The organism is Kitasatospora sp. NPDC101176 (genome assembly GCF_044768035.1).
Classification (GTDB): Bacteria; Actinomycetota; Actinomycetes; order Streptomycetales; family Streptomycetaceae; genus Kitasatospora.
Window position 1 is genome coordinate 140,220 of the sequence record NZ_JBIWPA010000001.1, and the last position, 22,075, is coordinate 162,294.

Below are 22,075 nucleotides of genomic sequence, written 5' to 3' on the forward strand. Positions count from 1 at the left end.
GCGCCCGTCAGCCCCGCGCCCGTCAGCCCCGCGCCCGCCAGCTGCGCGCCCGTCAGCCCTGCGCCGGACGGCCGCGCAGCGGACGGCCCTGCACCGGGCGGCCCTGCGGCTCCTCCGCGATCCGGCGGGCGATCTCGCCCGGCCGCACCGGCCGGCCGAAGTGCCAGCCCTGCGCCCAGTCGCAGCCGATGGTGCGCAGGCGCTCGGCGTCCTTCAGGGTTTCCACGCCCTCGGCGGTGACGGTCAGTCCGAGCGCGTGCGACATCGACACCAGACCGCTGACGATCCGCCACCCGGTGGACTCGTCCTTCGCCGGATCGTGCAGATCGCCCACGAAGGACCCGGCGATCTTCAGCCCGGAGACCGGGAGGTCCCGCAGGTACGCCAGGTTGGACCACCCGGTGCCGAAGTCGTCCACGGCCAGCGACACGCCGAGGTCGACCAGCCCGTGCAGGGTGCGCAGCGCCTCGTCCTCCGGCCCGACGACCGTCGACTCGGTGATCTCCAGCTGCAGCCTGGCCGGGTCCAGCCCGGTGCCGTCCAGGATCCGGGCGAGGTCGGTGACCAGCGCCGCGCTGCGCGCCTGACGGACCGCCAGGTTGACGTTCAGCTGCGGGGCGGCGTCGCCGAACCGCTTGATCCAGTCCGCGGCCTGACCACAGGCCTGCTCCAGCACCCAGCGGCCGAGCGGCATGATCAGCCCCGTCTCCTCGGCGGTGGTCACGAACTCGTCCGGGCCGAGCACGCCCAGCTGCGGGTGGCGCCAGCGCACCAGCGCCTCCACCGCGGCCAGCCGGCCGTCCGCGAGCGCGTACAGCGGCTGGTAGTCGATGAAGAACTCGCCGCGGTCCAGCGCCGCCGGCATCCGCACCGACACCGCGTAGCGGCTGACCGCGCGGGCGTTCTCCTTGGGGTCGAACAGCGTCCAGCGGCCGCGGCCGGCCTCCTTGGCCCGGTACAGCGTCAGGTCCGCGGCCCGGACGGCGGCGCCCGGGGTGGTGGTGGAGACCCGCCGCTCCAGCACGCCGACGCTGGCGCCCACCGCCAGCTTGTGATCGCCGATCAGCACCGGCCCGGCCAGCGCCTTGAGCACCGTCTTCGCGGCCGCGACGGCCTCCTGCTCGCCCCGGCAGTTCTCCAGCAGCACCACGAACTCGTCGCCGCCGAGCCGGGCCACCAGGTGGCCGAGCGGGGTGAGCGCGGCCTTCAGCCGGGCGGCCACCGCGGCCAGCAACTGGTCGCCGGTGTCGTGGCCGAGGCTGTCGTTGACCACCTTGAAGCCGTCCAGGTCGACGTAGCAGAGGCCGAACCTGGCACCCGGCTCCGGCTCCTCGAACAGCTTCTCCAGCCGCTCGAAGAACGCCGCCCGGTTGGGCAGGCCGGTCAGCGGGTCGTGGGTGGCCTGGTGGCGCAGCCGCTCCTGCAGCCGGTAGCGGTCGGTGATGTCCTCCAGCATCGCCACCTGGTACTGCGGGACGCCGTCGTCGTCCCGGATCAGCGAGACGGTCAGGTGCGTCCAGACCACCTCGCCGTCCTGGCGGTAGTACGGCTTGTCGATCTGGAAGTACTCCCGCCGGCCGCTGATCAGGTCCTCGTACGCCTCCCAGACGCCCGGGGTGTCCTCGGGGTGCACGAGGTCGCCGACCCGGCGGCCGGTCATGTCCTCCGGCCCCGCGCCGAACAGCTCCTGCAGCGCCTTGTTGACGGCCAGGATGTTGCCGTCGGTGTCCCCGATGCCGATCCCGATCGCCGCGCTCTCGAACAGCGCGCGGAACCGCGCCTCGGAGGCGCGCAGCGCCCGCTCGGCCTCCTTGCGGGCCGCGTCGGCGGCGGTGCGGATCGCCTCCTGCTCACGCAGCGTGCGCTCGCGCAGGGCCGCGGCCCAGCCGGCCGCGAAGGCGCCGGTCAGCGCCGGGCCGCGCTCGTCCCCGGACGGCTGCGCCTGCAGCAGCTCCACCGCCCTGGCCAGCAGCACCGGGTCGGTGAAGTGCGCGTCGACCAGCTCCGCGCCGGCCTGCGCGGCCAGCCGGGGCTCGAACGGCTCCTCCTGCTGGGCGCGGTGCAGCAGCCCCGCCGTCCGGGCCACCAGCCGGCCGAGCAGCCCGGGGTGGATGGCGATGCCGTGGTCGGCGGAGAGCAGCCGCGCCCAGGCCTCGTGGAAGCGCTCGGCGCTGTCGGACACCGGGGCGGCGCTCATCGGTCCACCCGGGTGGGCGGGGCGGGGGGTGCCGGAGCGATGACGGACGCGACGGCGGGAGCGGTGGCGGGAGCGGCGGGGGGTGCGGCGGGGGGTGCGGCGGTGGCCGGCGGGGCGGGACGCGCGGGGCCCGCGGCCGGCGGGGCCGCGTGCGGACCGGTCCGACCGGCGAGCGGACCGGTGCGGCCGGCGCGACCGGCGCGACCGGCGCGACCGGCGAGCGAACCGGCGCGACCGCCGGCCGCTGTGCCCGCTCCGCGACCGTCGGCTCCTCGTCCGGTCCGTCCGCTCAAGGGCGGAACCCCATGCCTGCCACCCCGGTCATCCGCTCGGGGTGCTCGCCGACCGCCTCCGGCTGGTCCGGGCGCCACTGCGGGAGGTAGACCACGCCCGGTTCGACCAGCTCGAAGCCGTCGAACATCGCGGTGATCTGCTCATGCGTGCGCATGGTCAGCGGGGTCGGCGTCATCCGGTACAGCTTCTGGTGGTCCTCCGCCTGGTCCGGGCGCCCCTCCAGGGAGGCGTGCGAGAGGACCAGCGCGCTGCCGGACGGCAGCACGTCGCGGATGGTGCGGATCAGCTTCCACGGGTCCTCGTCGTCGGTGACGAAGTGCGCGACGGCCACCAGCAGCACGGCCACCGGCTCGCCCGCCGACAGCAGTCCGGCCACCTCGGGGCGGCCCAGCAAGTCGTCGACGTCGCGCAGGTCGGCCTGGACGACGGAGCACTCCGGGTCGTCCGCCAGCAGCAGGCGGCTGTGCGCCACGGCCACCGGGTCGCGGTCCACGTAGACGACCTCCGCCCCGGGCCGGATCGCCCGGGCGACCTCGTGCACCGCGCCGAAGGTCGGGATGCCGGAGCCGATGTCCAGGAAACGGGTCACGCCGCGCTCGGCGAGGAAGGAGACCGCGCGGCGCAGGAAGGCGCGGTTGGAGCGCATGATCTGCGGCAGTTCGGGCCACAGCTCCATGGCCCGGCGGGCCATCTCGCGGTCGACCTCGAAGTTGTGCGAACCCCCCAGGTAGTAGTCGTAGACCCGCGCGGCGTTCGGTTTGTCCAGGTCCGTACCCTCCGGTACCCAGCTCGGTCGCCGCATGCCTGTGACTCCTTCACTCCGGTTGTGGGGCCGCAGCGCCTCACGACGACTGCTGTGACAGCTGAGACTACAAGCACAGAAGATCCTCCTCTGCACCCCGAACGGGTGCAAGCGGAGTGCCCCCTTCCCGGAACGCGGCGTTCGCACCGCGTTCGCCCCCCGTCCTGCCGAACCACCGGTTCCCGGCCCAGAATGGACGTGATGGCCGGAGGCATCGAGGACTACGCCCTCATCGGTGACTTGCAGACCGCCGCCCTGGTGGGCCGGGACGGATCGGTCGACTGGCTCTGCCTGCCCAGGTTCGACTCCCCCAGCTGCTTCGCCGGACTCCTCGGCGACCAGCGCCACGGCGCCTGGCGGATCGCCCCCGCGGGCGCCGCCGAGTGCCACGCCCGCCGCTACCGGGGCGACAGCCTCGTCCTGGAGAGCGAATGGCAGACCGCCGGCGGGAAGGTCCGGATCACCGACTTCATGCCGCAGCGCAGCCCCGGCGGACGCCCCGGCCCGGTGCACCACGGCGAGCAGGACGGCCGCCCCGGCCCGGGAGGGCACCGCGACCCGCAGCTGATCCGGATCGTCGAGGGCCTGGAGGGCACCGTCCGGATGCGCGGCACGCTGCGGCTGCGCTTCAACTACGGCCGCATCGACCCGTGGGTCCGCCGCACCGGACACCACCGGGTCGCCGTCGCCGGGCCCGACTCGGCCTGGTTACGGGTACCCGCCGGGGTCCATACCTACGGCCTGGACGGCGTCACCGTCTCGGACTTCACCGTGACCGCCGGGCTGCGCGTCCCCTTCGTCCTCACCTGGCAGCCCTCCCACCTCACCACCACCCCGCGCACCGACCCCGAACAGGCCCTGCTCGCCACCGTCGCCCGGTGGCAGACCTGGGCCTCCGACTGCCGCTACCGCGGCGAGTGGCGGGCCGCCGTCCTGCGCTCGCTGATCACCCTCAAGGCCCTCGCCTACGCGCCCACCGGCGGCATCGTCGCCGCACCCACCGCCTCCCTGCCCGAGCGGATCGGCGGGGCCCGTAACTGGGACTACCGCTTCTGCTGGCTGCGCGACTCCTCCATGACGCTCTCCGCCCTGCTGCGCGGCGGCTTCCGCGAGGAGGCCGCCGCCTGGCGCCGCTGGCTGCTGCGCGCCATCGCCGGCGGGCGCGGCGACCTCCAGGCGGTGTACGGGGTCGCCGGGGAGCGGGTGCTCGGCGAGGCCACCGCCGACTGGCTCCCCGGGTACGAGGGCTCGCGGCCCGTCCGGTTCGGCAACGCCGCCGTCGACCAGCTCCAACTCGACGTCTACGGCGAGGTGGTGGACACGCTGCACCTCGCCGTCGAGGCCGGACTGCCGATGGAACGGCACGTCTGGACCCTGCTGCGCGCGCTGATGGACCACCTCGAACAGCACTGGCGCGAACCGGACGAGGGGCTGTGGGAGGTACGCGGCGGGCGGCAGCACTTCGTGCACTCCAAGGTGATGAGCTGGGTCGCCGCCGACCGTGCCGTCCGGCTGGCCGAGAGCACCGGGCTGCCCGCCCCGGTCGACCGCTGGCGGGCCCTGCGGGACGCCGTGCACGCGGACGTCTGCGCCAACGGCTACGACCGGCGCCGCGGCGTCTTCGTCCAGCACTACGGCGGGCGCGGCCTCGACGCGGCCACGCTGTTCGTGGTGAAGAGCGGCTTCCTGCCCCCGGACGACCCCCGGGTGGTGCGCACCGTGGACGCCGTCCGGGACGGACTCGACCACGGCGGACTCGTGCTCCGCTACCGGGCCGGGCCGCACGGCGACGGCCTGCCGGGCGGCGAAGGGGCCTTCCTGGCCTGCTCGTTCTGGCTCGCCGACGCGCTCGCCGCCACCGGGCGGGTCGACGAGGCCCGCGCCCTGTTCGCCCGGGTGGTCGCGCTCGCCAACGACCTGGGGCTGCTCGCCGAACAGTGGGACCCGCACGCCGGACGCCAACTCGGCAACACCCCACAGGCGTTCAGTCACGTGGCCCTGGTCAACACCGCCTTCACCCTGGCCGAGTCGACCCGGGGACGGTAGCGGCGGGGCACCGCTAAGGTTTGCGCGTGGACCCCAACCACTACCGGTTCCGCGGCGTGTGGCGGCTCGCGGCGCCGGCGCCGGCCGTGTACGCGGCGCTGGAGGACGTGCGGAGCTACCCGCGGTGGTGGCCGGAGGTGCTCGACGTGCGGCCCGTCGACGAGCGGTCCGGGGAGGTCGTGGTGCGCGCGCTGCTGCCGTACCGGCTGGTGATCCACCTGGAGGCGCGGCGGCGGGACCCGGCCGCTGGGGTGCTGGAGGCCACCATGCGGGGCGACCTCGACGGGTGGTCGCGGTTCACCGTCACCGCCGACGGCGACGGCACCCGGGTGCTCTTCGAGGAGGACGCCCGGCCCGGCAGGCCCCTGTTGCGCCGCCTCGCCCTCCCGCTGCACCCGCTCTTCCGCGCCAACCATGCGGTGATGATGCGCCGGGGTCGGCGCGGACTGGCGGCGTACCTGGCGGCGGCCGGGGGCGAACGGCGAACAGATGACAGCTGACAGATTTCGAAATCTGTTATCTGTCATCTGTTCGCCGTCATCTGTTCGCCGTCGGTCGTCAGCCGTCAGCCGTCAGCCGTCAGCCGTCGGCCGCTACCTGCCGTCCCCCTGCGGGAACAGCCACCGCCGCAGCAGCCGCGTCACCAGCGGCAGCGCCGCGTACGTCATCAGCCCGCTGATCAGCGGTGCGGTGACCAGCGGCCGGACGGCCACCGGAAGCGCCGCCAGGTGCGGGCCGAGCCACACCGCGGAGGCCACCGTCAGCGGGGCGATGGCGACGGTGGAGGCGACCGCCATCCGCCAGCGGACCGGCGGCCGGCGCTGCGCCGCTCCCGGGGTGGTGGCGAACCAGCCCTCCATGCCGAGGATCTCGTGCCGGTGCACCTCGTGGTGGTGGCCGTCCGCCTTCTCGAAGCAGGCCGCCCGGGCCGGGGAGGACTGCCAGGACCGGAAGGCCGCCGCGTCCCGGAAGTGCAGCAGCAGGTGCCAGGGCTCGTCCGGCCCGGCCGGGCGCAGCAGCCCCGTCCCCAGGTTGCCGTCGTGCGCGGAGGCGGCGGCGAGGATGTTCTTCGCCCAGACCTCGAACGTCTCCTCGTAGCCCGGCTCCACGCGGCGCGCCACGAACAGCGTCACCTCGTCGTGCTCCTCGGCCTGCCCGATGGCCGTCCCCCGTGCCGTCGTCGCCATGCCTGCACCCTTCTCCCCGTGCGGCTCCGCCGTGCGCGGGCCGGTCCGGCTTCCCCGGTCGCGAGCCGCCGGGCAGCCTACGGGCGGCCCGCCGTTGCCGTCCGCCGCGCCCGAACCGTGGGACGCGGCGCCGCCGCCGGGCGGGAATCGCCCCGGATCTCCGCCGGGCCCGACAGAATCCAGGAGTCAGGCCCCGACGCCGGCCGCGCTTCACCCCACCGGAGGTCCGCCATGAGCACCGCCCCGCCCGAGGACTTCGGCTTCGACTCCCCCTTCGACCGGGCCGGGACGGGCAGCAGCAAATGGGCCCGCGCCGGGGCACCGGGGGTGATCGCGATGGGTCTGGCGGACATGGACCTGCCCGGCCCGCCGGCCGTGGCCGCGGCCCTGCGGAGCCGGGCCGCTCACCGGGCGTACGGGTACACGGTGTGCGACCCGGCCGGTCGGGCCCTGGTGGCCCGCTGGTACCGGGAGCGGCACGACGTCGAGGTGGATCCGGACTGGGTCCTGCTGCTGCCCTGCGGCCCGCGCACCGCGCTGCGCCTGCTGCTGGAGACCGTCCGGCCGCAGGCGCCGGTGCTGTTCCCGACGCCGGAGTGGGGCGGTTTCGCGCAGATCTGCCGGGCCGCCGGGGTGGCGCACCGGGAGCTCGCCCTGACCGTCACCGGCGACGGCTACCGGTTGCCCGAGGCCGGCCAGCTCCCGCGCCCCGCCTCGGCCCTGCTGCTGAGCAGCCCGCACAATCCGTCCGCCCGGGTGTGGCCGGGCGCCGCGGTGCGCGGCCTGGCCGCCTGGGCGGCGCGGTGCGGGGCCCTGCTGGTCTCGGACGAGGTGCACGGCGACCTCACCCATCCGGGCCGGCACCACCCGGTGGCCGTCACCACCGCCCACCCCTGGGACCGGCGGCACGTCGTCTCGCTCAACTCGATCGGCAAGACCTTCAACTGCTCCGGGATCCCGTCCGCCTTCGCGCTCGTCCCGGACCCGGCACTGCGCGCCCGCTTCACCGACACCCTGGCCGGGTTCGGGCTCTGGGAGGGCGGTCTGCTGGAGCAGACGGTGCAGGAGGCGGCGCTGCGCGCGGGCGGCCCGTGGCTGGACGCGCTGCTCGCCCACCTGGCGGCCGCCCGCGCCCGGCTGACCGAGCGGCTCGGCCCGGCCGTCCGGTCGGCGCCGCAGGCCTCCTACCTGCTCTGGCTGGACGCCGCCGCCCTCGGCCTGCCGCCCGAGGGGGCCCGGCGGGCGCTGCTGGAGCGCTGCGGCCTGGAGGCCTCGGACGGCGCCGAGTTCGGCACGGGCGGGCGGGGCTCGCTGCGGCTGAACTACGCGTTGCCGGGGCCGGTGCTGGACGAGGTGCTGGAGCGGCTGGACCGCCTGTGAGCGGCCGGGAGCCCCGGCTCGGACCCGGCGCGAAACCCAGCGCGGACCTGCCGTGAACCCCGGCGCGAAACCCAGCGCGGACCCGGCGCGCAGCCCGTCACGGGCCTGCCGCGGGCCTGCCCCGAACCGCCCGGAATCCCGGATTCACCCGATCGCCACACCCCTGACCTGCGGAAACGAACGTTCACCCGATATTTGCGGAGCGTCCCCGCATGCTCCGTAGCAGACTGGGCAGGGTAGACCGGGCCGCAATCGTGATCCCGAGGATGGTGAGTCCGGTGATACCGATATCCCACTCCACTCAGCCCGAGCGGCAGAGCCCGCAGCCGCCCCCGACGGGGGTGACCCCGCTGACCGAGTCGGGGGCGCGAAGCCACGTGGCGGGCGTCTGCTTCAAGATCGGGCCGCCCCGCCTGGTCGGGGTCGAGGTCGAGTGGTTCGTCCACGACGACCGATGTCCCACCCGGCCCGTACGGCCGGAACTCCTGCGTGACGCACTGGCGTCGATGCCGCTCGGCGGCCCCGACGGCACCTCGCTCCCCTCCGGTTCGCGCCTGACGCTCGAACCCGGCGGGCAGGTCGAGCTCAGCTCCCCGCCCGCCACCGGCCTGGTGGCCTGCGTCGAGGACACCCGACGCGACATGACCGCCCTGCGGGCCGCCTTCGCGGCGCAGGGCCTGCGCCTCACCGGCACCGGGACGGACCCCCTCGCCCGGCCGCGCCGGATGGTGCTGGACCACCCCCGCTACCTCGCGATGGAGCGCTTCTTCGACTCGGCCGGGCCCTGGGGCCGGATCATGATGACCGGCACGGCGTCGGTGCAGGTGTGCGTGGACGCCGGTGACACGGACGGCCCGCACGCGGTGCGGCGCCGCTGGCTGCTGACCCACCGACTGGGCCCGGTGCTGGTCGCCGCCTTCGCCAACTCCCCGCTGCTGGACGGGAAGCCGACCGGCCACCGGTCGACCCGGCAGACCGTCTGGTCCCGGATGGACCCGAGCCGCACGCTCGCCCCGCAACCCGACCACGGCGACCCCGGCGAGGCCTGGGCGCAGTACGTGCTCGACGCCGAGGTGCTGTGCATGCGCCGGCCCGAGGGGCTGCCCTGGACGGCCCCGCCCGGGCTGACCTTCCGCGACTGGGTCCGCGGCGGCGGCGAACGCCCGCCCACACTGGCCGACTTGGACTACCACCGCACCACCCTGTTCCCGCCGGTGCGCCCGCGCGGCCATCTGGAGCTGCGGATGATCGACGCCCAGCCCGGCGACGGCTGGGTGGTGCCCGCCGCCCTCGTCACGGCGCTGCTGGACGACCCGGTGGCCGCGGACGCCGCGCTGGCCGCCCTGGAGCCGCTGCAGCGCGCCGACGGTCCGCGTCCGCCGCGCAGCGACGCCTGGCGCCGGGCCGCCACGCTGGCCACCGCCGACCCCGAGCTGCGCCGCGCCACCCTGGCCTGCTTCGCCGCCGCCGACGCCGCGCTGGGCCGGCTGCCCGGCGCCGGACGGCTGCGCACCGCCGTCGCCGAGTTCGCCGAGCGCTACCCCGCGCGCGGCCGCTGCCCCGCCGACGACCAGCTGGACGCCCTGCGCTCCGGCACCCGACGCACCCTCCCGGAGGAGGCCGCACCATGACCGACGTCCGACCCCCCGCCGCGCCCGCCGACCCGGTGGCGGGCACCGAGGCGCTGCGCGAGGCGATCGCCGCCGAACTGCTGGCCGCCCGGGCCCGGACCGCCGCGCTGACCGACTGCGTCGAGGACGCCGACCTCACGGCCCAGCACTCGCCGCTGATGTCCCCGCTGGTGTGGGACCTCGCGCACATCGGCAACCAGGAGGAGCTCTGGCTGCTGCGCAACGTCGGCGGCCGCGACCCGATGCACCCGGAGATCGACCCGCTGTACGACGCCTTCCAGCACCCCCGGGCCGAGCGGCCGAGCCTGCCGCTGCTGCCGCCCGCCGAGGCGCGGGCGTACGCGCACGACGTGCGCGGCCGGGTGCTCGACCTGCTGGCCGCCAGTCCGCTGGAGGGCGCGCCGCTGCTGGACGCCGGGTTCGCCTTCGGGATGATCGCCCAGCACGAGCAGCAGCACGACGAGACGATGCTGATCACCCATCAGCTGCGCCTGGGCGAGCCCGCACTGGCCGCCCCCGCACCGCCGCCCGCCCCGGCGGACGCGGCCGCGCTGCCCGCCGAGGTGCTGGTCCCCGCGGGCCCGTTCACGATGGGCACGGACACCGAGCCGTGGGCGCTGGACAACGAGCGCCCGGCGCACGTGGTCGACCTGCCGGCCTTCCTGCTGGACACCACGCCGGTCACCAACGGCGCGTACCAGCGGTTCATCGCGGACGGCGGCTACGACGAGCCGCGCTGGTGGACCCCCGAGGGCTGGGAGCACCGCCGGCGCGCCGACCTGAGCGCCCCGCTGTTCTGGCGGTTCGAGGACGGCCAGTGGCTGCGCCGCCGTTTCGGCACGGTGGAGCCGGTCCCCGCGGACGAGCCGGTGCTGCACGTCAGCTGGTACGAGGCGGACGCGTACGCCCGGTGGGCCGGGCGGCGGCTGCCGACCGAGGCGGAGTGGGAGAAGGCCGCCCGGCACGACCCGGTCGGCGGTCGCTCACGCCGCTACCCGTGGGGTGACGGAGCGCCCGGCCCGGAGCACGCCAACCTCGGCCAGCGGCATCTGCGCCCGGCCCCGGCGGGCGCTTACCCGGCGGGCGAGTCCCCGTACGGCGCACGGCAGATGATCGGTGACGTGTGGGAGTGGACGGCCAGCGACTTCCGCCCCTACCCGGGGTTCCGGGCCTGGCCGTACGCGGAGTACTCGGAGGTCTTCTTCGGCCCGGAGTACAAGGTGCTGCGCGGCGGCTGCTTCGCGGTCGCGCCGGTCGCCTGCCGGGGCACCTTCCGGAACTGGGACTACCCCGTCCGCCGGCAGATCTTCGCCGGGTTCCGCACCGCCCGCGACCTGGAGTCGGCCTGATGTGCCGCCACATCGCCTACCTGGGCGAGCCGGTGGCGCCGCGGGAGCTGCTGGTGCACCCGCCGCACGGGCTGCACCGGCAGTCCTGGGCGCCGCGCACCCAGCAGCACGGCACGGTCAACGTCGACGGCTTCGGCCTCGGCTGGTACGCGGACGGCGACGAGGTGCCCGCACGCTACCGCCGGGCCGGGCCGATCTGGGCGGACTCCGCCTTCGCCGACCTGGCCCGGGTGATCCGCACCCGGGCCCTGCTGGCGGCGGTCCGCTCGGCGACCGAGGGCTGCGCGGCGGGCGAGAGCGCGGCCGCGCCGTTCGCCGCCGAGCGCTGGCTGTTCAGCCACAACGGCGCGGTGGCGGGCTGGCCGGGCAAGCTCGACGCGCTGGCCGCCCTGCTCCCGCCCGCCGAGCTGCTGGAGCTGGAGGCGCGTTCGGACTCGGCGCTGCTGTGGGCCCTGGTCCTGCACCGGCTGCGGGCGGGGTCCGGTCTCGGCGAGGCGCTGGCGGACACCGTCGCGGACGTCACCGCGCACACCACCGGCCGGCTCAACCTGCTGCTGACCGACGGGCGGGTCGTCGCCGCGACCACCTGGGGCGACACCCTGCACCACCGCACCCTGCCCGGGCTTGGCACCGTGGTGGCCTCCGAGCCCTACGACGACGACCCGGACTGGACGGCCGTCCCGGACGGCTCGCTGCTCCTCGCGGACGGACGCGACGTCACCGTGCACCCACTCCCCCGCCGCCGCTGATCCCCCACTCCCCCTTCATCTTCTGAACAGAGGATCAACCTGTCATGGACACTTTTGATCTCACCCGACTGCTGCCCGCGGACCATTTCAGCACCGCGTTGCGCCACGACGTGCAGCACGGTCTGACCTCCGAACCGAAGTGGCTGCCGCCGAAGTGGTTCTACGACGCGCGCGGCAGCGAGCTGTTCGAGGAGATCACCCGGCTGCCGGAGTACTACCCGACCCGCGCCGAGCGGGCCATCCTGACCGCCCGGGCCGGTGAGATCGCCGCCGCCACCCGGGCGCACACCCTGGTGGAGCTCGGCTCCGGCTCCTCCGAGAAGACCCGGCTGCTGCTGGACGCGCTGCGCACCCTCGGCAGCCTGGAGGCCTACGTCCCGGTCGACGTCAGCGAGAGCGCGCTGACCGGGGCCGGCACCGCGCTCGCCGCGGAGTACCCGGGGCTCGCCGTGCACGGCGTGCTGGCCGACTTCACCGCCCGGCTCGGCCTGCCCCCGGAGGGCGGCCCCCGGCTGGTCGCCTTCCTCGGCGGCACCCTCGGCAACCTGCTGCCCCCGGAGCGGGCCGCCTTCCTCCGCGGCCTGCGCGCCGCCCTCGACCCGGGCGACTTCCTGCTGCTGGGCACCGACCTGGTCAAGGACCCCGCCGTACTGGTCTCCGCCTACGACGACTCGGCCGGGGTGACCGCCGAGTTCAACCTCAACGTGCTCAACGTGCTCAACCGCGAGCTCGGCGCCGACTTCGACCCGTCCGCCTTCGCCCACGTCGCCCGGTGGGACCCGGAGCAGGAGTGGATCGAGATGCGGCTGCGCTCGCTGCGCTCGCAGACCGTGAAGATCCCGGCGCTGGACCTCCCGGTGCACTTCGACCGGGGCGAGGAGCTGCGCACCGAGGTCTCGGCCAAGTTCCGCCGCGAGAGGGTGGCCGACGAGCTGGCGGCGGCCGGGCTGCGGCTGAGCCACTGGTGGACGGACGAGGAGGGCCGGTTCGGGCTGTCGCTGGCCGCGCCGCAGTGACGCCGGCGGCGGCATCCGGAGGCGGCCCGGCCGGCCGGTGGACACTTCAATTTGGTTGTTCACCTTACGAATTCTCGAACCCGGCCAATCAGGCCCCGGTGTACAAGACTTAAACGAAAAGGGGTTACGATCTCGGCTACCGAGCTCAGTGTTGAGTACCAGGAGTCAAGATCGTGAGCGTCACCCAGAAGCCCTCCGGGGCGGTCGAGGCCTCCGCGCCCGGCCGCCTCGGCTTCGTCGTCTTCATCACCGCCGCAGCCGCCCTCGGCGGCTTCCTGTTCGGCTACGACAGCTCCGTGATCAACGGCGCCGTCTCCGGGATCCAGCAGAAGTTCGGCGTCGGCGACGGCGTGACCGGCCTGATCGTCTCCTCCGCCCTGCTGGGCTCCGCGGTCGGCGCCGCACTGGCCGGCCGGTTCGCCGACCGCTACGGCCGCATCAAGGTGATGAAGGCGGGCGCGCTGCTGTTCGCGGTCAGCGCCGTCGGCTCGATGCTCCCGTTCTCCGCCTGGGACCTCGCCCTCTGGCGCGTCCTCGGCGGCGCCGCCATCGGCATCGCCTCGGTGATCGCCCCGACGTACATCGCCGAGGTCGCGCCGACCAGGTACCGGGGCCGGCTGGCCTCGTTCCAGCAGGCCGCGATCGTGCTCGGCATCGCGATCTCCCAGCTGGTCAACTGGGTGCTGGCCGACGCGGCCGGCGGCGACACCCGCGGCCGCCTGCTCGGCCTGGAGGCCTGGCAGTGGATGCTCGGGGTCTGCGTCGTCCCGGCCGCCGTGTACTTCGTGCTCGCCTCGGTGATCCCGGAGTCCCCGCGCTACCTGATCCAGGCCGGCCGCCTGGACGACGCCCGCGCCGTGCTCGCCGACGTCGAGGGCCGGGACGTCGACGCCGACGCCCGGATCGCCGAGATCCAGGGGCTGATCGCGTCCGACCACCGGCCGCGCTTCCGCGACCTGCTCGGCGGGCGCTTCGGCCTGCTGCCGATCGTCTGGGTCGGCATCGGCCTGTCGGTCTTCCAGCAGCTCGTCGGCATCAACGTGATCTTCTACTACTCGTCGATCCTGTGGCAGTCGGTCGGCATCGACCAGAGCAACTCGCTGCTGATCAGCTTCGTCGGCTCGGTCATCAACATCCTCGGCACGGTGGTCGCGATCCTGCTGGTGGACCGGATCGGGCGCAAGCCGCTCGCACTGATCGGCTCGGCGGGCATGGCCGTCGCCCTGGGCGCGGCCGGCTGGGCGTTCTCCTCGGCCACCGGCAGCGGGGACAACGTCTCGCTGCCCGACCTGCAAGGCACCGTCGCGCTGGTCGCGGCCAACGCCTTCGTGCTGTTCTTCGCGATGTCCTGGGGCGTCGTGGTCTGGGTGATGCTCGGCGAGATGTTCCCGAACCGGGTCCGGGCCGCCGCGCTGTCCGTCGCCGCCTCCGCGCAGTGGCTCGCCAACTGGGCGATCACCGTGTCGTTCCCGTCACTGTCGCGCTGGAACCTGTCCGCGACCTACCTGGTGTACGCGGCCTTCGCCGCCCTGTCGATCGTCTTCGTCGCGAAGTTCATGAAGGAGACCAAGGGCGTCCGGCTGGAGGACATGGGCTGATCCGACAGTCGGACCTTCGGCCCCCGCACCCTAGCGCCATGAGCGCGGGTGCGGGGGCCGAATCGTTCACTCCCTGCGGTGGCGCGAGCACCTCCGGTACTCCTGATCGGCAGGAGGGATGTGTCCTTGATCTTCAACCGGCTCCGCACCCGCAGACCAGCCGCCGCACCCGCCGGCGCCTGTCCGTACGCCCACGCCCCGGCCGGGCACCCGCAGACCGCCCCGGGGCCGTCGCCGGTGATCGACCGCCGCACCGGTCCGTCGCCGTCCACCGCACCGTCGTCCACCGCACCGTCGTCCACCGGAGTGCCGTCCACCGCACCTCCGTCCGTCGGACCTCCGTCCACCGAACCGGCGCACGCCGGCCCGCCGCGCGCCGACTCGTCGCCGTCCCTCGACCTGCCGCCCGCCGGTCCGCCACCCTTCACCGACCAGGAGCAGGCGGCCGAGTTCATCCGGCAGTTCCACCGGGAGCAGCCCGCCGCCGGCGCCCCGGACGACCGGCTCCGGGCCGTCCGCGACGAGATCGAACGCACCGGCACCTACGAGCACACCCCGGCCGAACTGGCCTACGGTGCCAAACTCGCCTGGCGCAACGCCGCCCGCTGCATCGGACGGCTGTACTGGCGCAGCCTGGTGGTGCGCGACCTGCGCCACCTCGGTTCGGCCGACGACATCGCCGCCGAGTGCTTCGAGCACCTGCGGCTGGCGGGCAACGGCGGGCGGATCCGCCCGGTGGTGTCGGTGTTCGCCCCCGACCGCCCGGGCCGCCCGGCCGCCCGCATCCTCAACCAGCAGCTGGTCCGCTACGCCGGCCACCGCGACGGCGGCGCCGTGGTCGGCGACCCGGCCGGCGTCGCCCTGACCGCCCGCGCCCGCGACCTCGGCTGGAAGTGCGCCGAGGACCGCTTCGAGGTCCTGCCGCTGCTGGTCCAGGAGCGGCCCGGCGAGCGGCCCGACTGGTACGGGCTGCCCGACGACACCGCGCTGGAGGTGCCGCTGAGCCACCCCGCGTACGACTGGTTCGCCGACCTCGGGCTGCGCTGGTACGCGGTGCCCGCGATCAGCGACATGACGCTGGAGATCGGCGGCGTCCGCTACCCGACCGCGCCGTTCAACGGCTGGTACATGGGCACCGAGATCGGCGCCCGCAACCTCGCCGACGCCGACCGCTACGCCATGCTCGGCACCGTCGCCGAACGGCTGGGCCTGGACACCTCCAGCGACCGCACGCTCTGGCGCGACCGCGCGCTGATCGAGCTCAACATCGCGGTGCTGCACTCCTTCCAGGAGGCCGGGGTGACGATCGCGGACCACCACACCGAGTCGGAGCGTTTCCTCAAGCACGTCGCCCAGGAGAAGCGGCTCGGGCGACCGACCCCGGCGGACTGGAGCTGGATCGTGCCACCGGTCTCCGGCGGCCTCACCCCCGTCTACCACCGCTACTACGACCCGGTGGACCCGTCGCTGCGCCCGGCCTTCGTCCCGCGCGAGCCCTGGTGAGGGCGGTCCCGGCCTGAGGGCGGTCCGGGCGTGAGGACGGTCCCGGGGTGGGCGGCGGTCCGGGCGTGAGGACGGTCCCGGGGTGGGCGGCGGTCCGGGCGTGAGGACGGTCCCGGGGTGGGCGGCGGTCCCGGGGTGGGCGGCGGTCCGGGCGTGAGGACGGTCCCGGGGTGGGCGGCGGTCCCGGGGTGGGCGGCGGTCCCGGCGTGAGGGTGCCGGGCCGGGGGCGTCAGCGCCCGCTGGACCGCGCTGCGCGCTCGTGCTGCCCGTGCTGCTCGGGCTGCTCCGGGCGCTCCACGCGCTGCAGGCGTTCGAAGCGCAGGACCAGTCCGTCGAGCAGTGCCTCCAGCCCGGTCTCGAAGGCCCCTTCGTCCACCGCCCCCCGGTGCCCGGCCAGCCGGTGCGCCTCGCCGAGGTGCGGGTAGTCCGCCGCGTCGTAGACCTCGGCGTCCGCCGGGAAGCCGGCCGCGAAGGAGGCCAGCGCCGAGCCGGTGACGAAGTAGCGCATCAGCGCGCCGATCCGGGTGGCCTGGCCGCGCGGCCAGCCGGCCTCGACCAGGTGGCCGAACACGGCGTCGGCCAGGCGCAGCGCGTTCGGCCGCCGGCCGGGGCCCTGGGCCAGCACCGGCACGATGTTGGGGTGGGCGGCGAGCGCGGCGCGGTAGGAGCGGGCCCAGTCGCGCAGTGCGTCCGGCCAGGGGGTCGGCGGGGTGCCGGGCCGGACCGGACCGGCCCCGTCGGCGGTGCTGCCCGTGGCGCCGGTGTCGCCGACGGCCGCTGTGTCGGCGGCACCGGCAGCGCCAGCTGCGCCCGGGCCGCCGAACATCGACAGGTCGACCTCGCCGATCACGCTGTCCACCACGGCGTCCAGCAGTTCGTCCTTGGTCGCGACGTGGTTGTAGAGCGAGGGCCCGCTGACCGAGAGCTCGGTGGCCAGTCGGCGGGTCGAGAGGGCGGCCAGGCCCTCGGCGTCGATCAGCCGCAGCGCGGCGGCGACGATCAGCTCGCGGCTGAGCAGCGGGGTGCGCGGGCGGGCCATCGGGATGCCTCCTCCGGTTCGTCCGGTCGGGTGGGTGGGGACCGATTCTGGCAGGGTGCCCCTTCCCAGCGCGGCCCGGCCGGGGCTACAGTCCACCCGTAAAACTTGCAGCGCTAGTTTACGGGCCGGGAGGCGCCGTGAACCCGGGAACCGCCGTGGAGGAGTCACCGTGAACCTGGAGCTGTCCGAGGAGCAGAGCGCCGTCCGCGACCTCGCCGCCGAATTCGCCGACCGCGAGATCGCCCCGTACGCCGCCGACTGGGACCGCGCCGAGTCCGTCGACCGCGCGATCATCGGGAAGCTGGCCAGGCTCGGCTTCCTCGGCCTGACCATCCCCGAGGAGTACGGCGGCAGCGGCGGCGACCACCTCGCGTACTGCCTCGTCCTGGAGGAGCTCGGCCGCGGCGACTCCGCGGTGCGCGGCATCGTCTCGGTCTCGCTCGGCCTGGTCGCCAAGTCGGTCAACGCCCACGGCACCGAGGAACAGAAGCGGCACTGGCTCCCCCGGCTCACCTCCGGGGAGTCGCTCGCCTGCTTCGCGCTCACCGAACCCGGCACCGGCTCCGACGCGGCCAACCTCACCACCCGGGCCGTCCGGGACGGCTCGGACTGGCTGATCAGCGGCGCCAAGACCTTCATCACCAACGGCACCTGGGCCGACGTCGCCCTGGTCTTCGCCCGCACCGGCGGCGACGACCCCGACCGGCAGGGGCACCGCGGGATCACCGCCTTTCTCGTGCCCACCGACCTGCCCGGCTTCACCCGCACCGAGATCCACGGCAAGCTCGGCCTGCGCGGCCAGGCCACCGCCGAACTCGCCTTCGACGAGGTCCGGGTGCCGGACACCGCCCGGCTCGGCGAGGTCGGCCGGGGCTTCCGGGTGGCGATGTCCGCGCTGGCCAAGGGCCGCATGTCGGTCGCGGCCGGCTGCGTCGGCATCGCCCGCGCCTGCCTGGACGCCGCCGTCCGGTACGCGGGCGAGCGCGAGCAGTTCGGCAAGCCGATCGCCTCCCACCAGCTCGTCCAGGAACTGCTGGCCGGCATCGCGGTCGACGTCGAGGCCGCCCGGCTGCTCACCTGGAAGGTCGCCGACCACATCGACCGCGGCCTGCCCTTCGCCACCGAGTCCTCCGTCGCCAAGCTCCACGCCAGCGAGGCCGCCGTGCGCGCCGCCAACAACGCCCTCCAGGTGTTCGGCGGCTACGGCTTCATCGACGAGTACCCCGTCGGCAAGTACCTGCGCGACGCCCGCGTGATGACGCTCTACGAGGGCACCAGCCAGATCCACCAGCTGCTCATCGGCCGCGCCCTCACCGGCGTCAACGCCTTCTGACCCGCGTGGCGCCGTGGGGACCCTCCCGGGCGCGCCGCCCCGACCCGCCCGGACCCCGTGTCCCGGGCCCAGCCCCGGGCCCCACCGCCCGGACCCCGTGTCCCGGGCCTCGTGTCCAGGGCCCCACCGCCCGGACACCTCGCCCACCCGAGAGCCCCACACCCCCGCACCGAACATCCCCCGACCCCGCACCTCCCCACCGGAGCGATCGGCCCCACCGGACCGTTCCTCCCACCGGACCCATCGGATAGGAGCCCGACGACGTGCGTCCCGTCTACTTCGCCGCAGCCCGCCGCACACCCATCGGCCGACTGCGCGGAGCGCTCGCCACCGTCCGGCCGGACGACCTCTCGGCCACCGTGCTGCGCGCCCTGCTCGCCGACGTACCCGCCCTCGACCCCGCCCGCATCGACGACGTCTACTGGGGCGCCGCCAACCAGGCCGGCGAGGACAACCGCAACGCCGCCCGGATGGCCGTCCTGCTGGCCGGCCTCCCGGACGCCGTCCCCGGAGCGACCGTCAACCGGCTCTGCGCCTCCGGCATGGAGGCCGTCACCCTCGCCGCCCGGGCCATCGGCTCCGGCGAGGCCGACGTCGTCCTGGCCGGCGGCTGCGAGTCGATGACCCGCGCCCCCTTCGTCCTCCCCCGCCCCGACGAGGCCCTGCCGCACCGGATCGAGACCCACGACACCCGGCTCGGCTGGCGGCTGACCAACCCGCGGATGGCCGAACTCCACGGCGTCCTCAGCATGGGAGAGACCGCCGAGGAGGTGGCCGGCCGCTACGGCATCGGCCGGGAGCGCCAGGACGCCTTCGCCCTGCGCAGCCACCAGCGGGCCGCCGCCGCCCGCAAGGACGGGCACTTCGACGCCGAGCTGATCCCGGTCGAGCGCCCGGACGGCGTGACGGTCGACCAGGACGAGTGCATCCGCGAGGACACCAGCCTGGAGAAGCTCGCCCGGCTCAAGCCCGCCTTCCGCCCCGGCGGCACCGTGACCGCCGGCAACGCCTCACCGATGAACGACGGCGCGGCCGGGCTCGTCCTGGTCAGCGAGGAGGCGCTGCACGACCTCGGACTGCGCCCGCTCGGCCGGTACGTGGCCGGCGCCTCCGCCGGGGTGCACCCGGACGTCATGGGCATCGGCCCGGTGCCGGCCACCCGGAAGGTGCTCGGCCGCGCCGGCTGGTCGCTCGCCGACCTGGACACCGCCGAACTCAACGAGGCCTTCGCCGCCCAGGCCCTGGCCTCCGCCGACGGCATCGGGTTCACCCCCGAGCAGGCCGACGAGCTGGTCAACCCGACCGGCGGGGCCATCGCGCTCGGCCACCCGCTGGGCGGATCCGGCGCGCGCATCCTCACCACCCTGCTGCACCGGATGCGCCGCACCGGCGCGCGGCGCGGACTGGCCACCATGTGTGTGGGCGTCGGTCAGGGCACCGCCGTCCTCGTCGAGAACGTCCTCTGAGGGAGTGACCGAAGTGACTGAAGTCAACGGGTTCGAAGGCCGCTTCGCCGGCAGGGTCGCCGTCGTCACCGGAGCCGCGCAGGGCATCGGCGCGGCCACCGCCCGCCGGCTCGCCGAGGAGGGCGCGGTCGTCGCCGTCGTCGACCTCACCGCCGAGCGGGCGTCCGGGACGGTCTCCGAGATCACCGCCAAGGGCGGCACCGCGCGGGCCTACGGCTGCGACGTGGCCGACTACGACGCGGTGGAGGCGGTATTCGCCCAGGTCGCGGCGGACCTCGGCGGGGTGCACATCCTGGTCAACAACGCCGGGATCACCCGCGACAACCTCTTCTTCAAGATGCCGAAGGCCGACTGGGACACCGTCCTGACGGTCAACCTGACCAGCGCGTACAACTGCAGCCACGTCGCGCAGAAGTACATGGTGGCGCAGAAGTACGGCAAGATCGTCTCGCTCAGCTCGCGCTCCGCCCTGGGCAACCGGGGGCAGGCCAACTACGCGGCCGCCAAGGCCGGCATCCAGGGCCTCACCGCGACCCTGGCGATCGAACTCGGGCCGTTCAACATCAACGTCAACGCCGTCGCCCCCGGGTACATCGCCACCCCGATGACCGCCGCCACCGCGGAGCGGGTCGGCAGCACGGCCCAGGAGCACCAGGAGGAGGTCTCCGCCCGGACCCCGCTGCGCCGCGTCGGGCAGCCGGAGGAGATCGCGTCGGTGGTCGCCTTCCTGGCCAGCGAGGACGCCTCCTACGTCAGCGGGCAGACGCTGTACGTCAACGGCGGGGCGCGGTAGGCCCGGCGGCGGGGCCCGCCCCGTCCGGTGATACCGGCGGGCCCGTCCGGTGATACCGGCGGGCCCGTCGGGTGATACCGGCGGGCCCGCCCGCGGCGGCGGGCTTCAGCTGACGTGTCATCACATGACCGTCCCGGGAGTGCGGTTACCTTCCCCTGGGACGGCCTTTACCTTTTCGCGTGGCCGAGCATGACCATGGTCCGGTGGGACGACCCCACCAAATGACTATGGCATGATCATGCGACAGTCGATGGGATGGCCGCACCGACCCGACCGGACCAGGTCGGGCCCAGCGTCCCAAGGAGTCCCATGGGCAGCCCCGCCACCCTCCGCCGCGCCCTGGCTCTGCTCGCCGTCGGGGCCACCGCCCTCACGGCCGGCACCATCGCCGTACCGGCCGTCGGCACCGCGACCGCCGCCCCCTCGCACGACCTCACGGGCGTCCACGTCCGCCCCGCCTCCTTCGGGCACCACAACGCCCAGGCGCGCCCCGTGCCCCTGAGCACCACCCAGTGCGTCAGCCAGATCGGCATCCACTGCTACTCGCCGCTGCAGTACCGGACCGCCTACAACCTGGACCCGCTGTACCAGCAGGGCGTCACCGGCAAGGGCCGCACGATCGTCATCGTCGACTCCTTCGGCTCCCCGACCATCCAGCACGACCTGGAGGTCTTCGACAAGCAGTGGGGCATCCCCGACACCAACGTCGAGGTGGTCAAGTGGGGCAACGTCCCCGTCTTCGACCCGAAGAACCCCGACCACACCGGTTGGGCCGGCGAGACCACCCTGGACGTCGAGTACGCCCACGCCGTCGCCCCCGACGCGCACATCGTCCTGGTCGAGACCGGCGTCGCCGAGACCGAGGGCACCACCGGTCTGCCCGAGATGATGGACGCCGAGAAGGCCCTCATCAAGGAAGGCCGCGGCGACGTCATCTCGCAGAGCTTCGGCGCCACCGAGAACACCTTCCCGGGCTACGACAAGGGCGACTTCAAGTCCCTCACCGACCTGCGCTACGCCTTCCAGGCCGCCGCGGACCACAACGTCACCGTGCTCGCCGCCTCCGGCGACAACGGCGCCACCGACGCGCAGGCCAACGGCACCGACCTGTACCCGTACAAGGTCAACTCGTGGCCGTCCTCCGACCCGCTGGTCACCTCCATCGGCGGCACCCAGCTGACCCTGGACGACAGCGGCAAGCGCACCGCGGCCGACAAGGTCTGGCACGACCAGTACGGCGCCGGCGGCGGTGGCGTCTCCGGCATCTTCGAGCGCCCGTGGTACCAGGCCGGCGTCGCCAACGTCACCGGCAACCACCGCGGCACGCCCGACATCAGCATGAGCGCCGCGGTCGACGGCGCCGCCTGGACCTACGAGTCCTACGACCCGACCGCGGTCGGCTGGCACCTCACCGGCGGCACCAGCGAGGCCACCCCGCTGTTCTCCGGCGTCGTCGCCCTCGCCGACCAGCTCGCCGGCCACCGTCTCGGCCAGCTCAACTGGCGCCTCTACGGCCTCAACCTGCTCCCGAGCGACTGGAGCGGCATCGTGGACGTCAAGGACGGGGACAACGGCTGGAACGGCGTCACCGGCTACAACGCCGCCAAGGGCTACGACCTCGCCAGCGGCCTCGGCACCATCGACGGCAACAAGTTCGTCCACGCCATCGCCGGTCGGTGACGGCGCACCGCG

Annotated in this window: 17 protein-coding genes; 13 read left to right on the forward strand and 4 right to left on the reverse strand. The window is 74.5% G+C overall.

Features of this window, described 5'->3' with window-relative positions; genetic code table 11:
- Window positions 1-52 precede the first annotated feature (52 nt).
- Both ACIRS1_RS00560 and ACIRS1_RS00565 read right to left on the reverse strand, forming a co-directional pair.
- Window positions 53-2,197, reverse strand: coding sequence for a putative bifunctional diguanylate cyclase/phosphodiesterase (locus tag ACIRS1_RS00560; RefSeq protein WP_402835688.1), 2,145 nt, complete (start codon window positions 2,195-2,197; stop codon window positions 53-55).
- A gap of 289 nt (window positions 2,198-2,486) precedes the next feature.
- Complete coding sequence (locus ACIRS1_RS00565; protein WP_360220689.1) at window positions 2,487-3,293, reverse strand: SAM-dependent methyltransferase; 807 nt, start codon at window positions 3,291-3,293, stop codon at window positions 2,487-2,489.
- Window positions 3,294-3,494: 201 nt separating this feature from the next.
- Between ACIRS1_RS00565 and ACIRS1_RS00570 the strand changes: the two genes are divergently transcribed.
- A complete protein-coding gene (locus tag ACIRS1_RS00570) occupies window positions 3,495-5,339 on the forward strand; it encodes a glycoside hydrolase family 15 protein (protein WP_402835690.1) in 1,845 nt (614 codons plus the stop codon).
- Between the two features lie 26 nt (window positions 5,340-5,365).
- Window positions 5,366-5,839 (forward strand): SRPBCC family protein, encoded by a 474-nt coding sequence (locus tag ACIRS1_RS00575; RefSeq protein WP_402835691.1) that lies wholly within the window; start codon window positions 5,366-5,368, stop codon window positions 5,837-5,839.
- 93 nt (window positions 5,840-5,932) lie between these two features.
- Here ACIRS1_RS00575 and ACIRS1_RS00580 read toward each other — a convergent pair whose 3' ends face one another.
- Complete coding sequence (locus tag ACIRS1_RS00580; RefSeq protein ID WP_402835693.1) at window positions 5,933-6,526, reverse strand: antibiotic biosynthesis monooxygenase; 594 nt, start codon at window positions 6,524-6,526, stop codon at window positions 5,933-5,935.
- 231 nt (window positions 6,527-6,757) lie between these two features.
- On the opposite strand from ACIRS1_RS00580, the gene ACIRS1_RS00585 reads away from it, so the two are divergent.
- The 7 genes from ACIRS1_RS00585 (at window position 6,758) to ACIRS1_RS00615 (ending at window position 15,752) form a co-directional block, all read left to right on the forward strand.
- Window positions 6,758-7,906: an aminotransferase class I/II-fold pyridoxal phosphate-dependent enzyme gene (locus ACIRS1_RS00585; RefSeq protein WP_402835694.1), complete on the forward strand. Its 1,149-nt coding sequence runs from the start codon at window positions 6,758-6,760 to the stop codon at window positions 7,904-7,906.
- 278 nt (window positions 7,907-8,184) lie between these two features.
- Window positions 8,185-9,537 (forward strand): ergothioneine biosynthesis glutamate--cysteine ligase EgtA, encoded by a 1,353-nt coding sequence (gene egtA / locus ACIRS1_RS00590; protein ID WP_402835696.1) that lies wholly within the window; start codon window positions 8,185-8,187, stop codon window positions 9,535-9,537.
- Entirely contained in the window at window positions 9,534-10,886 is a 1,353-nt protein-coding gene (gene egtB, locus ACIRS1_RS00595; protein ID WP_402835698.1) for an ergothioneine biosynthesis protein EgtB, read from the forward strand. Before egtA ends, egtB begins: the two co-directional genes overlap by 4 nt.
- On the forward strand, window positions 10,886-11,635 hold the full coding sequence (egtC, locus tag ACIRS1_RS00600) for an ergothioneine biosynthesis protein EgtC (RefSeq protein ID WP_360220710.1): 750 nt from the start codon (window positions 10,886-10,888) through the stop codon (window positions 11,633-11,635). Before egtB ends, egtC begins: the two co-directional genes overlap by 1 nt.
- Window positions 11,636-11,679: 44 nt before the next feature.
- A complete protein-coding gene (gene egtD / locus ACIRS1_RS00605; protein ID WP_360220713.1) occupies window positions 11,680-12,651 on the forward strand; it encodes an L-histidine N(alpha)-methyltransferase in 972 nt (323 codons plus the stop codon).
- A 173-nt stretch (window positions 12,652-12,824) separates the two neighbouring features.
- Complete coding sequence (locus ACIRS1_RS00610; protein ID WP_402835700.1) at window positions 12,825-14,249, forward strand: sugar porter family MFS transporter; 1,425 nt, start codon at window positions 12,825-12,827, stop codon at window positions 14,247-14,249.
- 399 nt (window positions 14,250-14,648) lie between these two features.
- Complete coding sequence (locus ACIRS1_RS00615; RefSeq protein WP_360220734.1) at window positions 14,649-15,752, forward strand: nitric oxide synthase oxygenase; 1,104 nt, start codon at window positions 14,649-14,651, stop codon at window positions 15,750-15,752.
- A gap of 229 nt (window positions 15,753-15,981) precedes the next feature.
- On the opposite strand, the gene ACIRS1_RS00620 is transcribed toward ACIRS1_RS00615, so the two are convergent.
- The gene (locus ACIRS1_RS00620) at window positions 15,982-16,791 is read right to left on the reverse strand and encodes a TetR/AcrR family transcriptional regulator (RefSeq protein WP_402835702.1); all 810 of its coding nucleotides are present in this window, start codon (window positions 16,789-16,791) and stop codon (window positions 15,982-15,984) included.
- A gap of 169 nt (window positions 16,792-16,960) precedes the next feature.
- On the opposite strand from ACIRS1_RS00620, the gene ACIRS1_RS00625 reads away from it, so the two are divergent.
- The 4 genes from ACIRS1_RS00625 to ACIRS1_RS00640 all read left to right on the forward strand — a co-directional run bounded on the left by ACIRS1_RS00625 (window position 16,961) and on the right by ACIRS1_RS00640 (window position 22,063).
- Window positions 16,961-18,124 (forward strand): acyl-CoA dehydrogenase family protein, encoded by a 1,164-nt coding sequence (locus ACIRS1_RS00625; RefSeq protein WP_360220722.1) that lies wholly within the window; start codon window positions 16,961-16,963, stop codon window positions 18,122-18,124.
- Window positions 18,125-18,387: 263 nt separating this feature from the next.
- Window positions 18,388-19,590, forward strand: a complete 1,203-nt coding sequence (locus tag ACIRS1_RS00630) for a thiolase family protein (RefSeq protein ID WP_402835705.1) — start codon at window positions 18,388-18,390, stop codon at window positions 19,588-19,590.
- 13 nt (window positions 19,591-19,603) lie between these two features.
- Window positions 19,604-20,383 (forward strand): beta-ketoacyl-ACP reductase, encoded by a 780-nt coding sequence (locus ACIRS1_RS00635; RefSeq protein WP_402835707.1) that lies wholly within the window; start codon window positions 19,604-19,606, stop codon window positions 20,381-20,383.
- 309 nt (window positions 20,384-20,692) lie between these two features.
- Window positions 20,693-22,063, forward strand: a complete 1,371-nt coding sequence (locus tag ACIRS1_RS00640; RefSeq protein WP_360220731.1) for a S53 family peptidase — start codon at window positions 20,693-20,695, stop codon at window positions 22,061-22,063.
- The last annotated feature ends 12 nt before the right edge of the window (window positions 22,064-22,075 follow it).

Excerpts from the sequence above, each read along its gene's own strand:
- ACIRS1_RS00560 (WP_402835688.1), bottom strand. The coding sequence starts at position 2,197 with ATGAGCGCCGCCCCGGTGTCCGACAGCGCCGAGCGCTTCCACGAGGCC.
- ACIRS1_RS00565 (WP_360220689.1), bottom strand. The coding sequence starts at position 3,293 with ATGCGGCGACCGAGCTGGGTACCGGAGGGTACGGACCTGGACAAACCG.
- ACIRS1_RS00570 (WP_402835690.1), top strand. The coding sequence starts at position 3,495 with ATGGCCGGAGGCATCGAGGACTACGCCCTCATCGGTGACTTGCAGACC.
- ACIRS1_RS00580 (WP_402835693.1), bottom strand. The coding sequence starts at position 6,526 with ATGGCGACGACGGCACGGGGGACGGCCATCGGGCAGGCCGAGGAGCAC.
- ACIRS1_RS00585 (WP_402835694.1), top strand. The coding sequence starts at position 6,758 with ATGAGCACCGCCCCGCCCGAGGACTTCGGCTTCGACTCCCCCTTCGAC.
- egtB (WP_402835698.1), top strand. The coding sequence starts at position 9,534 with ATGACCGACGTCCGACCCCCCGCCGCGCCCGCCGACCCGGTGGCGGGC.
- egtC (WP_360220710.1), top strand. The coding sequence starts at position 10,886 with ATGTGCCGCCACATCGCCTACCTGGGCGAGCCGGTGGCGCCGCGGGAG.
- egtD (WP_360220713.1), top strand. The coding sequence starts at position 11,680 with ATGGACACTTTTGATCTCACCCGACTGCTGCCCGCGGACCATTTCAGC.
- ACIRS1_RS00620 (WP_402835702.1), bottom strand. The coding sequence starts at position 16,791 with ATGGCCCGCCCGCGCACCCCGCTGCTCAGCCGCGAGCTGATCGTCGCC.
- ACIRS1_RS00640 (WP_360220731.1), top strand. The coding sequence starts at position 20,693 with ATGGGCAGCCCCGCCACCCTCCGCCGCGCCCTGGCTCTGCTCGCCGTC.